The sequence below is a fragment of the Vibrio crassostreae 9ZC13 genome, assembly GCF_000272045.2.
Taxonomy (GTDB): Bacteria; Pseudomonadota; Gammaproteobacteria; order Enterobacterales; family Vibrionaceae; genus Vibrio; species Vibrio crassostreae_C.
The window spans coordinates 913299-931489 of record NZ_AJYZ02000041.1 but is presented as its reverse complement, the minus strand read 5'-3'; the positions used below and the strand labels follow the sequence as shown (position 1 = coordinate 931489).

At 46.0% G+C, this 18191-nt stretch carries 1 protein-coding gene; it reads right to left on the bottom strand.

The window, feature by feature from the left end; translation table 11 throughout:
• Nucleotides 1-37: 37 nt before the first annotated feature.
• Complete coding sequence (locus tag A136_RS18500) at nt 38-17962, bottom strand: retention module-containing protein (protein ID WP_017063611.1); 17925 nt, start codon at nt 17960-17962, stop codon at nt 38-40.
• Between the last annotated feature and the right edge of the window lie 229 nt (nt 17963-18191).

Below are 18191 nucleotides of genomic sequence, written 5' to 3'. Positions count from 1 at the left end.
AATGCTGGCCTCTTTCGTTATGGTTCAATGGTTCGCTTTAACCGTGAGTTATCACATTCTGCTGTACCAATGCATCCAGAATGTCCGAAGGCATGGTGCTACTTAAGGTTAGCTGTGCCGCAAGGTCTTCAACCACAATCACCTGTTCCGTAGTACCTAAGCCATCCGGGTTGATCGTAAGCTCAATATCATCCCCGTCCACTTTCGCGTCTATTTGTTGTAGCAACGCGGTCATGTCTGGAGATGTATTTTTAAGCTCCGGCAACACTTCTCTCAAGTCAATGCTGTCCCCTTCCGACAAATCAAAGTCGGTAATCGTATCTTCAACACCATCTTCGATGTTAAGCCATACGAACGAGTCCATACCATCACCACCAGTCAGAATGTCTGAGCCTCCGCCGCCAATCAGGGTGTCGTTACCGTCACCGCCAACAAGCGTATCGTCACCTGCGCCACCTTCAAGTCGATCATTCCCTGAACCACCCGTTAAGTCAGTCGCATTAGCACCAGCCAGTAACTGAACATCATCGGTTTCCGAAGCCAAGTTAATATCAACTGCGTTAGACACAATGTTCAAGTTAAGGTCAATCGATGCAGAGGTTGCTGTATCGTTGTTGTCAGTCTCTTCAGAAACCGCCTCGACTTTCAGTGTGTAGTTACCTGGAGTTTGAGAAAGCCCAACCGCTTGCAAGCTTTCAATTGCATCTGCCGTTGCTACCCAAACACCACCGCCAAGATCCGTCACAGAACCCGCAGCACTGGTGATTTGAGCGCCAGCAGGTACATCACTGATATGCAGCGTTAGCTCTTCTGTAATGTCCGTTAAGGCTGCGATAATCCCAACTAAAGGAATGCCACTCGCACTCACAGACTGACTCGCAGTAATGTTTCTCACGTAGTTAGTCGCACTATCGATAGACAGGGTTGGTGCATTCGCCACTGGCGTCACCGCGATGTTGTAAACCACAGGTGCTGTCTCTATCGCAATACCTGAAGGGTTGCCGCTGTCTTTGGCAACAACTTCTAATCCAATGCTATTGGTTGGAGACAGGCTCGCATCAAGGAAAACACCATTTGGACTGGTTGGCGTATCAATCAACGCATTCAGGTCACTCAATGTCCCCACTAAGATGACTGAACCCGTGTTGTTGCCGTTAACAACAACCGTCGTCACTGCTGGAAGTGATACATTCAATGTACCGTAATCCACCGTCAGCGTGACGGTCATCAGATCATCAGAAAATGTATCTACATAATCAGGGTCACTGACATTGATACCACTCAACAGTTGACCAGCATCCTCGTCAATAACCGTAGTGACACTGTCACCATTAACGACCGGTGTATCGTTCACTCCATCGACAATCGCGGTGATCTCCGCTGTATCCGTTAGGAAGTCATTAGCGCCGTTGGTTGTACCATCATCCTCTACGGTATAGGTAAACTTAACGTTGCCGTTGTATTCATCAGCTGCCGTAAATACCCAGTATGGGCCAGTGATCGTAGCATCATCAGCACCACCTACGTTCTCGAAGCGTTGTAGTTGACCTTGGCCTTCATCGAGCGCCAGATTAGTCACGGTAATCGTGTCGTTTTCCGGATCGCTCGTCGCAGCAATTAAATCGCCCTCTTTGATGATCAACTGACCTTCTTCAAGGATGTTGCCTAAGTCGATGTCCGTTGCTACAGGGGCGTCATTCACTTCCGTTACTTCAAGACTAATTTCAGCACTGTCGGTTAGGAAGTCATCCGCGCCATTAGTTGTACCGTCATCAGTAATTGAGTAATTGAATTTAACGTCACCGTTAAAGTCGTTGTCCGCTACAAATAGCCAGAATGGTCCGGTAATCGCCGCGTCATCGGCGCCACCTGCATTTTCAAAGCGGGTTAGTTGGCCTTGTCCCTGAGTCAGAGTTACACCAGTTACTGTTAAGTTGTGGTTTTCTGGGTCAGAGCTTGCTGCAATTAAATCCCCTTCAACAATGACGATTTGACCATCTTCTGCAATCGAACCTAAATCAACGTCTGTCGCGACAGGTGCATCATTCACTTCCGTTACGATGAGGCTAATTTCAGCGCTATCGGTCAAGAAATCATCCACACCATTGGTTGTGCCATCATCGATAATGGAATAGTTGAATTTCACATCACCGTTGAAATCATTATCTGCAACGAACAGCCAGAATGGTCCGGTAATCGCCGCGTTATCGGCGCCACCTGCGTTTTCAAAGCGCGTTAATTGGCCTTGTCCTTGAGTCAGGGTTACACCCGTAACCGTCAGGTTATGGTTTTCAATGTCAGAACTTACTGAAATCAAGTCTCCTTCCACAATCACTATTTGACCATCTTCAGCAATCGAACCTAAATCAACATCAGTTGCCACAGGAGCGTCATTCACTTCCGTTACTTTAATGGTGAAAGTAGTTTGGTTGGTCTGTGCTGTATTCGGATCACCCGCATCAATCAAGCCATTATTACCGCCGTCATCGAGTGTTGCATTAATCGTGACTAAACCACTCTGGTTGAGATAGTTCTGGTCTGGGTCTGGTTTGAAAGTCACGGCTCCATTAGTCAATGCGGTATTGATGTCGGCTTCTTTACCGGTAATCACCAATGAGCCACCAGGTTGCAATACAAACGTCACGTCAGGTGAGCTCGTAAACTCAAACACACCTTGCGCTCCCGAAAGTGTTTGATCGACTTGCAACGTAAGAACATACGGAGCGTCTGGATTATCAAAGTTAGCATCAACGTCGTAGATACTAAAGTTGTCGATAGCAACACTAATGTCTTCCGATGTTTCAATATTCGTTACGTTCACAAAGATCGGTTGATCGTTAATAGGATCAATCACCAGATCAACATCGAAGCTGGTTGGCGTCCCCAAATATTCGGTGTTATCAGCGTCAGTATCCACAGAGCGAACGGTAATCTGCAGCGGGCCATTAATGCCTAATACATTACCCGTATCGCTATTGTGTTCACCTGAATTGAATACGATCTTATCGAGCGACTGTGCAGGAACATCAAGTGTCCAAAGCTGCGTAACTGGATCATAACTAGCCAAGGTTGTGCCGTCTGGATAATAGATAGAGGCATCTTGAGGAACGCCCGCAACTTCTACTCGAAGTGTCTCTGGTGCATTCTCGGTATAAGTGCCGTTGCCCGTTGCAGATAGCTCTTTATCCAAAATCGTCGCATTGATTTCGATATCAATGTTTTGACCTTCGTTACCTGTCACAGAATCTGTTGGATTAGTATCAACATCATCACCCACAGGTACCACATGCAGCTTAAAGCTTGGCAGATTTGATGCTGCAGTAGGCACACCCAACAAAGATTCTTGAGTAAATACGGCAACACCAAATTCAGCCGTACCACTGAAGTCCTTAGGCGGTAAAATCGAAATCTCACTCAAGTCGAACGATAACCCTGATGCTTGAGGTAGTTGAACACTCCACTCACCACCACCATTATTCTTCACCGTGTATGCCGAACCAGCATCTGCACGCATCTGGAAGCCATCAGGTACATCTGTAAACTTAATCGACACAAACTGTTCTGAGCCATCAAGGTCAGTCAGTGCAATCGATACAGGCCCTGTGCCCGACAAAGAAATCAGCTGGTCCTCAGTACCCGTAATCTCGATAACATCAGGATCGCTACCCGGGCCAGTGACAGACACGTCATCCACCACAGGAACGACTTCAAAACTGACATTGGTAGAGAAAGTATCGGTATCAGTCGCGCTGCCAGTTGGCGAAGCTGCATCATTGTATGTAGCAGTATCGGTAATCGTCCCGCTGACATTCACTTGCACCTGATTTACGTCATTATCTGTTGGGTAATTTAACGCCGGTCGGAATAGTACATTATCCAACGCGCCTGCATTAATCTCAGCTTCATTAAAGGTCACCGATGTGCCAAGCGATACCCCTGCGCTGGTATAGAAAGCCCCAACACTCGTGTCATTTAACGTCAGTGTGATAGAGGTGAATTTTTCGTCACCACCTTCAACTCCGCTTACTTGGTCATCAATGGTCGAGCTGAAATCAAGTTGGATATAGGTATCTTCGTAGCCGACTGGATCTTGCCCTGTTTGACCGTCGGTATCGACAGGGTTAAACGAATCGTCAAGCGAACCAACGACAGTAACGTCAATATCTGGGTTACCTTCAACATCAGGAGCAACTTTAATGACTACTTCTGTCACTAAAGTTTTCTCATCACCCGACAATACGTCTTTAGTTACTATCGTCAACGGCAACCTAAAGTCGCCGGAGTAGTCGGCTGGTAAGTTAAGTAGTAGTCCAGAGAAGTCAGTCGAGACCCCTTGATCAACGGTAGTCTGGAATACATATTTGCCGTTAACAAAGTCGAGGTCGCTGCTTCCCGATAAACTAATTGGGAAGGTGACTTCGTTCGCCGCTCCTGGATTAATGGTCACACTGTCATCAATAATGATGGTCACTTGATCAGTTGAGTCGTCTTCGCCCGAGAACGTAATTAGACCATTCAATGCCGTCCCCAGATCTAACTGGGTGTCCTCAATCGCATCAACAACACTGTTTGGTGTAATATCAATATCGGCAGCAACCTTGTTACTCCCAACCACCACTTGAGGAAATGACAGAGTGACTTCTCCGTCCCTACGAGCGGCCGTAGATGACTCAACCTCAGCACCATCACCTCGGTCTATCACCGTACTAAAGATGTCCATCTTGATGTCATTGAACCCTCCAGCCCCGCTGTTTCCTGAAGGAAGAACAAGGCCGTTCGATGCACTGATGCTAAATATGTCTTCATTCGTTACAACCCAGCGCCCATTGCCTTCATAAGCAGCGCCAATAACGAGCAGTTGATTGAGTACAGCATCTGATAGCTCCGAACCGTCCACGTTTGTTAATTCAATAACTAACTGGTCAACTTCTTCGATAGCGGACGAAGCATCTGTTTCTTGATATCGAATGACGAACTCATCCGTAACCGATGTATTATCGCTGTTGGTTGTGAACTTAAGCACGCCAGTGTTTGCATCAGCAACTACGGTTGCTAGTGCTCCAGTACCCAGCACATCATCGACGATAAGCTTGTTGCTAGCGTCTTTCGGCTCAACGACTGGACGTACGATAACATCAATCGAGCCCGTGATTGTCGCGGTAGCGATGCCCTGACCAGGATCAGTCGCATCAACATACTCATGATCTCGCTCTTCGATCATGACAACCGTATTAAGCGTAAAGTCGGTGCTCGAGTCTTGTTCAGGTGTGATCTGAATAAAATTATTGTTCAGTGCAATTTGAGTAAACTCTTCTGCCGTCTGTCCACTCTTCGGCGTAATGGTTAAAGTGCCTGCTGAAGCATCGTAAACCCAAGTTACATCGCCATTAACCACAACACTTTCAACATCTGTCGGAATGGCACTGATCACAATAGAAGTGAAATGCTCATCATCATCAATATAATCAGTACCCTCTGGGTGCCAATCAATACTGATCGCCGTATCTTCATCGCCATTAGTGACTGTGCTGTACGTCGCTGAGGTATCGATTCTAGGTTCGACCAACACTCGCACTTCTTGGTCAAACGTAAGCGTATGACCGTCATTCTCAGTCACGATCACTTTACCCTGAATGTGAATGTTCTCTGTTGAAGAATCGACAGGTCTGATGCGGATTCCTGAGGTTTTACCTGCGTCAGTGATGTTCGCTTCGTAGATAGGTTTAGAAAGATCGGGGCTACCACCCGGACCGGTTTCGTAACCGACAAAGTTAAGGTCAATAATGGTACCGTCACCGTCTTCCAGAATAACGCCATCAGGAATACCCGAGAGGATAACGGTTATGGATTCTGAACCATCGTCAGGTAATGGGGTTTGATCTACTGCTGCAGGATCAGGTCTTCTCTCTCCCGACAACACGGTGAAATCAAGCTCGGCGTAGCTGTCTCCATTCTGGCTCTCTTGGATCGTGGTTTGAACACCAGGTGTTGTGCCATCGGTGATTGCTGTCCAAGCCGAACCGTTTGTACCGCCATAAGGAATATCTGCAACCCCTTTAACCTCAACGTTAACCGTTTTAGTTCCTAGGATTTCTTCATCAACTTGTGCACCAGTAGAGAGGTTCGCAGTGTCTTTAACCACACCGGTTACATCAAAAGTAAAATCGACATTGCTGTGTTTAGTCGGAACAATCTCTACGTTGGCGAGATCGGAATACGCCACTTCCTGATAATCAATACCGTTAATGGTGATTGTAGGAACTGGGGTCGTAGTTCCAAGGAAATAAAGCACCGCCCCTTCGGTAATATTACTGATACGAACAAATAGCTCTTCTGAACCATCAGTGTCCACTGAGCCGTTCATTGTGATGACTTCGTCTAGCGTGAAGGCATCTTTGTTGTCCAGAGGACCTAGGTAGTCTGGGGCATCAATATTGTCTTCGTTAATACGAATCCTGTTAACACTGAATGAACCAGGATCCGCGTCGGCAGTCACATCAATGATAATATTTTGCTCAACAGAGCGAGCGGTCGTTTTGTCTAACCCGCCGTTCGCTGAGTCATCGTATGGGTTAAGCGTCTCTTCCGTAATTGCCGTCGCTTTGAACTCAATTTGTCCAGAGAAGTTGCCGATTGGGTTAACGACTGTGCTATTGATATCAGCAGATGCGATGATATAAACACCATTAACAGGCGTTAACACATTGCCATTTTGATCAAGTAACTCAAACTTCCCATCACCCTGAATCGCTTCAAGTTCATAGGTAATCGTCTCAGTATTACTGTTATCTTGCGATTCAGCATTCAGCTGCAACGTAACATTGTCTTCATCTTCATTCACTTGATACTGATAAGTACTGTTGGCGTCATCCCACGTTGCAATATCCGCTACCGCTTCAATCTCGATTCTGAAGTTTGAGTTAACGGTGTGATCCGTATTGCCATTTTTCTCAATTTCTAGCTCATAACGAACGCGCCCACCAGTTTCATCCGAACTAGCGTGTTGGTCCGGAACAAAGAACAAGTTGTCTATCGTCGCAATAGTTTGTCTTGGCTCATTCGGATTTGGAGCAAAGCTTTGTTCGAGTTGAGGAGGACCAAATATAATGCTCCCATTTGACTCAGGCACTAATTCAATGTAGTCAACACCATCAAAGTAATAAAAAGTACCTTGATGACTATCACCTCCGTTCGGGCTTTTAATCGTCAACTGGCCAATAGATTCAGCGTTATCTTGGTCATACAGACTAACTTGCAGCGCAACTTGAGCTGGCGCATTAGGCAAACCATTTTGGTTATCTTGAATATTCTCAAGAGCCGGCTCATCGCCTGTTGCATAAGGTATGGTTGAGTCTCTACCCGCATCCTCGAAGGTCGTCACTTTCAGAGCGATTCTTGTAGAGTCCCTATCAGTAATCGTTATATCTAACGGTGTTTCAGAGGTATCTAAATCGCCATCCGTCGCAATCACATTAATCGAAAAATCGATGGTGTCTAGGCCGTCATGATCGAGATAGCCGTTAGCTCTAAATTCAACCTCGCCATTTGAGTTGATACGCAAACGCCCTAGCTCACGGGTGTCCACGCCACCACTACCATCGTCGGTTTGTTCGTACACTCGTACTTGTTGACTACCGCTATTTAAATCGAAACTGCTGCTGTACGGCCCGCTGTTTCCTGTACGGAAAACAATATCTGCACCATTACTGGTAATGCCCTCAATTCGACTCAGTACCGCGCCATCCGCGCCGACATCCGTCGCATTAGCAAACATGTCAACTTTGGAATTACCATAGCCCTGGCCTTCAATTCGTGTGATCGATTGAGTTGTCACCAATGGAACATCATCAGTCACCGTGATTTTCAAATCGATCGCGTTTGATTGGTCTTGATCAAAATCTTCTGCAACAACAGAAAAGTTAAGGTCAATTGCGTTTTCATTCGCGCCATCAGGGTGCTTAAGTGGTTTAAACAATTCAAACTGATAGCTGTTATCCGAGGTATCGAAAATAATCTCAAACACAGCTTCATTACTCGTTGCAGTTTGAGCAACGTAAGTAAATGTTGTGCCGCTTTGTGAAACAGCAAGCCACTCTAAACTTTCTCCGTTGGAGGTTAAGCCAGTCAGAACCAAATCTTCATCAACCAGTTCATACTTCACAACACCATCCGCGCCTTCATCGACAGTGAACAGGCCATTAATAATGGTGTCTTCAGATTGATCGGAACCAATACCAGTAAGATCGTCTTCATCGACAACCGTTTCACCCGTCGGCGCACTCATTACTGGCGCATCGTCTAGCACCTCGATTGGCAATACATATTGGTTAGAATCATCGCCGTCACCATCAACCGCAACGACATCAAATGGAATCGTTAAGGTATTGGAATTCGGGCTTGTTGGATGGTTTAGAGGACCTAGCAACGTAAACGTATAAGAGCCGTCATTCGCTAGCGCGAGCGTGAAGATAGGAGTTCCACTTGTCGTCGTACCTTGATAGGTCGTTGTGTTGGCGGCACCTGTGACTTCTGTAATAGAAATCGCTTCAGTTCCAGAGGTCAATGTCGCTTCAAGCGCAGAGATATTACGCAGTTCGTAAACCTCTACTTGGTCTGCACCTTCTGTGGTAACAAATGCACCTGTTGCTTGAGAAATCGCAGAGCCGAGATCATCTTCATCAACCACAAATGTGCTGGTCGCTGTCGTATCGGTAATGACAGGCACATCATCGGTGATAGTAACGGTCAAAGGTTTCATCACAGAGTCGGTATTGTCTTGGTCGACCGCGATCACTGGCAGAGTGAATACTTGATCGTTGTTGCCTTGCACAGGCAGATGATCGAGCTCTTCCAACAAAGTGAAGGTGTATTCGCCTAGCACTACACTATTAAAAGTGATGGTAAAGATATCCGTTTGAACACCCCCACTCTCAACGAAACCAATATAGGTTCCGCTGTTGGCTGGATCTTCTTTAAGCTGAACCACTAGGCCATCCGATTTCAAATCACCAGACGTGTTGAACTGAGTGGTATCAATACGGAAATAGCTCACATCATCACTTCCCGCTGTGAAAGCAATGGTTTCAGTTTGGCTCACAGGTAAGCTCGGAGATGAACCATCCACGAGATTCGCTTCTTCCAATGCAACCGTTGGTACAGTATCAATTACCGGTGGAGCACCATCTGAAATCGTCAATGTCACGGTCGAAGTAACAATATCACCGTCTTTATCTTCTGATGTCACGGTAATCGTCTTAACGATATCACCACCAGAATGATTCAGGTTTCGATTAGGCTCAAAGCGCACATCACCTTCAAGCGTGATAAACAACGAACCTTCCGTAAATACAAACTCTTGCTCACCAGTGTTGGTTTGCACCAGAGACTCTTCAGGCTGACTACCATAAGTAAATTTGGTTATGGTGGCGCCATCAGCACTTTGCGCAGGCATCACATCAAATGTCGTTGTGGTAGGTGTGCCCGTGCTTGGTTCAGTGATGCTAAGCGCACCAGACTTCATTAACTGGACATCATCGGTGATGGTTACTGAAAGCGGTTTAGACGCTGAAATATCGCCATCGGTGTCTTGCGCGTAAACAGAAAGATCAAAACTCAGATCGTTGCTTCCTAAGCCATCAACGTGATCCAAACGCTCAAGCAGCGTAAAGGTATACTGGCTAGGATTAGTATCATCAAAATCTAGGGTGAATATGATTTTCTCACCACCCGAACCATCCGTCGTAAACGCAATGTAGTCGCCAGAACCCGCAGGCTCCTCACGTAAACTCAATTCAAGGCCATCAGACTTCAACACGCCGTTGGTATTGAACAGCCCAGCTTCAACGACTATTTTTCCAATGTCATCACTGCTCGCTAGCGAGGTGATAGTCTGAGTCACACTGACAGGCGTTCCGCTAGGTGTCGAACCATCCGCAAGTAAGCTTTCCGACAAGCTGACACTTGGCACAACGTTGATTGTTGGTCCATCGCCATCAACAATCGTAAGCGTGACTGTTGATGAAAAGGTATCTTTATCAAAGTCAGAAGACGTAAACACAATCGACTTAACAATGTCGCCCGCAGAATGATCTAGATTTCGGTTTGGTTCGAACCTTACATCACCGCTTAGCGTGACAAACAATGAGCCTTCAGTGAAGGTAAACTCTTGCTCGCCATTGTTAGTTTGATCCAAGGTGATCGCTGAACCGCCACCAAAAGTAAACTGAGTAATGGTCGCCCCATCAGCACTTGGTGTAGGCATTACATCAACAGTAGCAGTGGTTGGTGTGCCAGTATTTGGCTCTGTGATGCTTAACGTGCCATCTTGCATCTGTTGAATGTCATCTTGTATCGTTACCATGACATCGCGTTTAACCGAATCATCACCATCGGTATCAACGGCGTAAACAGGCAGGTTGAAGTTGAGGCTGTTATTAAGATCACCATCAAGGTGATCTAACGCCTCAATCAAAGTGAAGGTGAACTGCCCTTTATTAACGCTATCAAAATCAATGGTGAATACATTAGTTACGTTACCGGCCCCGTCATCAGTAAACCCGATGTAGTCGCCAGGTGAAGCAGGATCTTCTTTTAACTGAACAACAAGACCATTTGATTTGAGTAGGTCGCCAGGATTGAACTCGTTGGTTGCAATTCTAAAGTGGCTTAAATCATCACTACCCACGGTATAAGTGATCGTTTGTGTCGAGCTAACCGCTGAACCACTCGGCATAGAGCCATCAGCAAGACCAACTTCCGATAGGTTAATATCTGGCACTACATCGATAACCGGATCAATTCCGTCTTTGATCGTCAACGTGACATCCGCGGTATCGGTATCGTTATCAAAATCACTGGTCGTCACGACTATCGTTCTCACGATATCGCCAGATGAATGGTCTAGATTTCTACTTGGTTCAAAGCGCACCTCACCTTCAATCGTGATGTACAGTAAGCCATCGGTTACGGTAAAAACTTGTTCTGTAGACACAGTTGGGTCTAACATAACAGCCGTGCCACCATCGTAGATAAACTGAGTCACTTTCGCGCCATCAGCACTCTGTGTCGGCATAACGTCGATTGTTGGCGTGGTTGGCGTACCTGCTGCTATATCAGCAAGTGAAGGCTCAGTGATACTTAACGCCCCATCTTGAACGCCTTGTACATCATCGGTGATCACCACGGTCATTGGCGACATTGCAGAATCATCACCATCGGTATCAACCGCTAAAACAGGGACATCGAAACTTAGAGTATTGTTTTGTAATCCATCTGTATGGTCTAACGCTTCAAGCAGTGTGAACGTATATTGCCCTAGATTGGTTGTCGAGAAACTGATCGTGAAGACGTTGGTTTCGACGTTAGAACCGTCCTTGACGAAGCCAATGTAATTACCAGAATTCGCTGGCTGCTCTTTAATCTCAACCTCTAATCCATTCGACTTCAAAGCCCCCGAAGTATTGAACTGAGCAGGGTCAATTCTGAAATAACTAACATCGTCACTACCCTCTGAGTAGGTAATAACTTGAGTCATCGCCACTGGATTGCCGGTTGGCGAAGAACCATCAGCGAGATCCACTTCTGAGAGCGTAATTCCAGGGACCAAATCGATCGTTGGAAGATCACCATCGGTAATCTTCAATGTCACGGTAGATGAGACGATATCACCATCAAGGTCAGTAGATGTAACAACAATCGTCTTAGTAATATCACCACTCGTGTGATCTTGATTTCGCACAGGCTCGAATCGTATCTCACCTTCTGTGGTAATAAATACAGAACCTTCAGTGAACACAAACTCTTGCTCGCCATTCACATTGAGATCAAGGCTTTCTGCACTGTTTCCATCAAACACAAATGAAGTGATTTTTGCTCCATCTGCGCTCTGATTTGGCATCACGTCCAGAGTATTCGATGTTTCGACGACTCCAGCAGGCTCACGACTGGTTATTGTGCCGCCTTGCATCAACTGCACATCATCACCAATAGTCACGCCAAGCTGAGAGACTAACGAATCGTCGCCGTCACTATCCACCGCATACACAGGCAGATCAAAACTCAGGTCGTTGTTGCCACGTGCATCTTGATGATCCAAGGCTTCGATTAAGGTAAAGGTGTATTCACCTAAGGTTGTCCCAGAAAAACTCAACGTAAATACTGTGGTTACCGCATTCGACGAGCTGGTTGTAAATCCGATGTAGTTGCCCGACCCTTGCGGATCTTCACGTAATTCAACAGCTAAACCATTCGATGTGAGTGCATCATTGGTATTGAACTCTGTTGGTTCAAGGCGGAAGCGGACCACATCATCACTTTGATTAGTGAAGGTGATGGTTTCGGTTTGACTTACCGCACTGCCACTTGGGGCTGAACCATCCGTCAGGTTCGTTTCAGATAAGCTAACCGTTGGAATAACATCAATGGTTGGAATATCACCATCGGTGATCGTTAACGTAACGGTTGACGTGACTGAGTCTTTGTCGAAATCGCTTGAGGTCACCACTATCGACTTAACAATATCGCCGGCCGTATGGTCAAGATCTCGATTAGGCTCAAAGCGAACTTCACCTTCGAGGGTAATGTACAGTTTGCCTTCTGCGAAGATAAACTGCTGTTCGCCTGCAATATTTTGATCGAGGGTGTTTACGACGCCATCATAAGTGAACTGAGTGATGGTCGCGCCGTCAGCACTTTGGTTTGGCATGACATCAAAAGTAGCCGTGGTCGGTGTACCAGCCGCTAAATCAGCGACGGTCGGCTCGGTAATATTGAGCGCACCACCTTGCATGATTTGAACATCATCATCAATCGTTACATTAAGCTGCGATACCAGTGAATCATCACCATCACTGTCTACCGCATAAACAGGCAGATCAAAGCTCAGATCATTGTTCGCTAGGCCAGCAACATGGTCTAGCGCTTCAAGTAGAGTGAAAGTGTATTCACCTAACGTGGCTGAAGAGAAGCTAATGGTAAACACGGGGACTTCAGCGCTCGAACCGTTGGTAATAAAGCCTATGTAAGTGCCCGGATTAGCAGAATCTTCTTTTATCTCGACCGCAAACCCATTCGATTTCAGTACACCACCGACATTAAACTCAGTTGGTTCAATGCGGAAACTCGTCACATCATCACTTTGGTTAGTGAAAGTAATCGTCTCGGTTTGACGTACTGCGCTACCGCTTGGTGTCGAGCCATCGGCAAGCTGTGTTTCTGATAGCGTCACGCTTGGTACGGATTCGATGGTTGGAATATCGCCATCAGTAATCGTCAGTGTGACCGTTGACGTCACCACATCGTTATCTAAATCACTTGAGGTCACGACAATCGATTTGACGATGTCTTCGCTCGTTGTGTGGTCTAAATTACGATTTGGCTCAAAACGCACTTCACCTTGAAGAGTAATGAATAACTCTCCTTCCGTGAAGCTGAACTTTTGCTCGCCATTGTCAGTTTGATCAAGTGTTCGAAGTTGACCATCGTAGGTGAACTGAATGATTGTCGCGCCGTCAGCACTTTGCGTTGGCATCACATCGATGGTATTGGTCGTTACAGTACCACCAGCCAAATCAGCAACATTCGGTTCAACGATATCTAATGTGCCGTTTTGCATGATTTGGACATCATCACCGATAGTCACATTGAGTTGAGACACCAGTGAATCATCACCATCTTTATCAACAGCGTAAACCGGCAGGTCAAAGCTTAGGTTGTTATTTCCTAGCCCATCAACGTGATCTAACGCTTCCAACAGTGTGAAGGTGTATTGACCGATATTGGTATCCGAAAAACTAATCGTGAACACGTTCGTTTCAACATTAGGCGCCGTCGTCACAAAGCCGATGTAGCCACCCGGCGTACTTGGGTCGACTTTCAACTCAACCGTCAGTCCATTCGATTTTAGAAGGCCGCCAATATTGAACTCAGTAGGTTCAATACGGAAACTCGTCACATCATCACTTTGGTTGGTGAAGGTAATCGTCTCAGTTTGACTGACCGCACTGCCGCTTGGAGTAGAGCCATCACTCAGGTTGGATTCAGATAGCGTAACACTTGGTACATTATCAATCGTTGGAATATCGCCATCGGTAATGGTCAGCGTAACCGTTGAGGAAACAAGATCGTTATCAGAATCACTTGAGGTCACCACTATCGATTTAACAATGTCTCCACCTGTGTGGTCGAGATTGCGATTAGGCTCGAAACGCACGTCGCCCTGTAGGGTGATATACAGCGAACCCTCAGGAACATCAAATTTCTGTTCACCCGTATCGCTTTGGTCAAGTGTTAGTACCGCTCCACCATCGTAGGTCAACTGAGTAATGGTCGTTCCATCAGCGCCTTCTTCATCAAGAACATTAACCGTTGTCGTGGTCGGCGTACCTGCCGCTAAATCCGAGACCGTTGGCTCTTCAATATCGAGTGAGCTATTGACCATCACTTGAACGTCATCGGTGATCGTCACCGCCAACGGAGACATCAGAGAGTCGTCACCGTCGCTATCGACGGCGTAAACAGGCAAGTTGAATGTGAGGTCGTTATTGCCTTGAATCGGCGTGTGGTCAATCGCTTCGATAAGCGTAAAGGTGTATTCACCCAAATTAGTACTGCTGAAATCAAGAGTGAAAACGGTAGTTTCAGTATTCGAAATATCAGTCGTGAAACCGATATAATTACCCGAACCTGCAGGTTCTTCTCTAATCTCGATCACCAGACCATCGGACGTGAGAGAATCGCCAACGTTAAATTCACTAGGCTCTAAACGGAATTTCTCAACATCGTCACTTTGGTTGGTGAAAGTGATGGTTTCTGTTTGGCTAACCGCACTGCCGCTTGGTGATGAGCCATCAGCGAGATCCGATTCTTCAAGAGCAACACTCGGAACAGCATCGATAGTAGGGTTATCACCATCAGTAATGGTCAAAGTAACGGTTGATGTCACCGGGTCGTTATCAAAGTCATTCGACGTCACGACTATCGACTTAACAATGTCTTCACTCGCAGAGTGGTCTAGGTTACGGTTTGGCTCGAAACGCATTTCACCTTCAAGGGTGATGAACAAGCGACCTTCTGCGAAGTTAAACTGCTGCTCGCCTGAAATACTTTGATCCAGTGTATTTACGACACCGTCATAATTGAACTGAGTGATGGTCGCGCCATCTGCACTTTGATCGGGCATCACGTCAATGGTGTTGGTTGTTACAGTGCCGTCAGCAAGATTTGGCTCGATGATATCTAACGTACCGTCTTGCATGATTTGAACATCATCACCGATAGTCACATTAAGCTGAGACACCAATGAATCGTCGCCGTCCGTATCAACCGCATAAATAGGCAGATCAAAGCTCAGATCGTTCTTATCTAAACCATCTACATGGTCTAACGCTTCAAGCAGAGTAAAGGTGTATTCACCCAATGTGCTCGTAGAGAAAGCAATCGTAAACACTGGGATTTCAGCGCCCGAACCGTTGGTAATAAAGCCAATGTAAGTACCCGGATTAGCCGAATCTTCTTTTATCTCAACCGAAAATCCATTCGATTTAAGTGCACCGCCCACATTAAACTCTGTTGGTTCAATACGGAAACTTGCTACATCGTCGCTGCCTGCGGTAAAGGTAATCGTCTCGGTTGCGCTAACTGTACTTCCGCTGGGAGCAGAGCCGTCATTAAGGTTGGTTTCAGAGAGAGTCACAGGCGGGATAAAATCAATGATCGGATCTTGGCCATCGGTAATACTTAACTCAAGCGTCGAACTATCAGTATCCCCATCACCATCTTCGGCTAAAAATGAGAACTGTTTGACGATAGTTTCACTGCTTGAGTGGTCGATATCACGAGCGACTTCAAAACTGAAGTCACCGTTTAATGAGATAGTGACGACACCTTCAGTAAAACTGAAAATCTGGGTAGCATCGGGGAGCAGGCTTTGATCGAGTGAGTAATCAACACCGTCGTAGTTAAACGATTGAATTGTAGAACCATCTGCGCCTTCAAAATTGAACAGGTTATACGAAACAATAGTATCGCCCGCTAAGGTCGGCTCGGTGACTGATTCAACCTTATCAACTAATTCAACGACATCGTCTTTAACATTAACGAGGATCTCAGCAGCTTCTGGTGTGTTCGAACCTCCAGACAGTGCAGAACGGTCGCCATCTGCATCAACAGCATAAATTGGCAATGCAAAAGTTAGCAGCGCATCTTCAGCGCCTTGATGAGAAAGTTCTTCATAAAGATTAAACTCATAGTTGCCCAATGAAGGGCTATCAATTTTAACATCAAAGACCGTAATTCTCGTTCCATTGACCTCAACGTAACCTTCATAAGTTCTTACACCACCGATCTCACCAATCAGCTCAAGTAGCACAGCCTCACCATTTGAAACCAAGCTGCCACCCGTATTAAATTCCGTCGGCTCCAGTTCATAATGGTCGATGATGTCGCTTTCGAAAATATCGGCAGTGATACTTCCGCTCCCCGCTACAGGCGCGGTTCCCTCTTGTGAGCCACCAATGATGCCTGCTTCATCGACACTAATACTGTCGACATTAGTAATGACTGGGCTATCGCCATCAGTGATAACAATGTTGATGTTATTGGTTACAACATCTTGGTCGAAATCGGTAATCGTGATCGGTAAATCGAACGTCAGTGAATCGGTGCCCACTTGTTCTATTGGATTAAACTGCTCGAATTTATAAGTACCATCGGTATCTAGTGAGATAGTGAGAACAACCTCACCTCGACCTTGAATGGACAAAGTGATCGTTGTCCCATCATCAGATAGCCTTGCAAGCGTATTTTGATTATCACTGAGCAACCCATCAAACTGGTCCAGTGCACCAGCATCAAATACAGCTGATTGAAGATTATCACTACCAATATTGGAGAACGTTCCTTCAATTGCTGCACTGCTAGTTTCTACGTTACTGATATTCACACTTTCAGCAGACGGATCGCCCCCATCAACCACGGCAACTTGCGCATTAATTGGTGTTGCTAATGGGTTTCCGGCGGTGTCTTCACCTTGAATATCAAAAGTGATGTTAATTTGATCGCCTGTATAGGAAACCTGACCGCCACCAACAGACGTTACGTGATCAATTGGTTGAGAAATCGTTGTGGTCAATGAAAGCTCAGCGTTGTTTCCAACACTAACAACATCGATGTCGATGCGTAATACTTCATCGGTGCCTTGAACACCAATGATAGAGTTCGTCGCCGCATCATAAGTAAACGTAACGGGTTGACCACTTGAAGTAATATCACTGTTTAGCTCTGTGAGTAGCGAAGCGAGAGACAGTGCTTCTGGAACAAAAGAATCAGGGGAGAGCGCTAAACTACCAGCAATAATCGTTTCGGTAGTTGTAATAGATTGGGGGTAGGTATTGCCAGAAATGGAGCCTTCGGTGAGCACTTCACTGATTGATTGACCTCCCGATGAACGGGTTATTGTTCTGAACTCTTCTCGGTCTTCATCAACCGTTTGTTCTGCTAGACCTGCGGTCTCAAAAAATGTCGACGGATGAGTTTCGGTGTAGTTGTAGTCAATCGTCACAAAGCCAGCGTTTGCAGAACCTAATCCGCCCCCCGCAGCCGTTGCTTCTAAGATTTGGGTCGGATCGGCACCACCTAAAATGGCTTCTTGGATAGCAGCAAATTCATCATCATCAAAATCTCCTGCATCGGCTTGCTGTAAGTCAAAATTAACTTCTCCAGCGATAGGAGCATCAGCCCACACTAAGTCTTGATCAACACAGCCAACACAATTACTTGCCACCTCAGTGACACCGTTTGGGTTACCTAATAACAGCTCTGCTTGGTTTGCAGTGATAACAATCTCGTTTTCACGAATAATATCGCCAACTGAAATTTTTCGTGCGCTTCCATCAGACTTAACCGCAATGACTTCTCCACTCACTGCCTCTACAACTGCAGCTTGGCGCGAAACTTCAATACCCATATATCCCCCGAGGTCACAAAATGCTGTATTGCCCAACATCGTGAAAATGATAGTAATAACGGTTTCAGGCTTAAATTATATTCAGAACTTATTCTCTGCATTAACAATCAATTACGTAGACTGATGTATGTGATGAGTCAGTTCCGTTTCGCCTGTTTTTTTATAGTTTACTGAACTTTAAGCCTAGTCTTCCTTATCCGAAATGTCATGTCTGTGCGAAGTGACTTCT

What these genes read in the sequence shown, in the direction of transcription:
- A136_RS18500 (WP_017063611.1), bottom strand. Translation starts at nt 17,962, where the DNA reads ATGGGTATTGAAGTTTCGCGCCAAGCTGCAGTTGTAGAGGCAGTGAGT.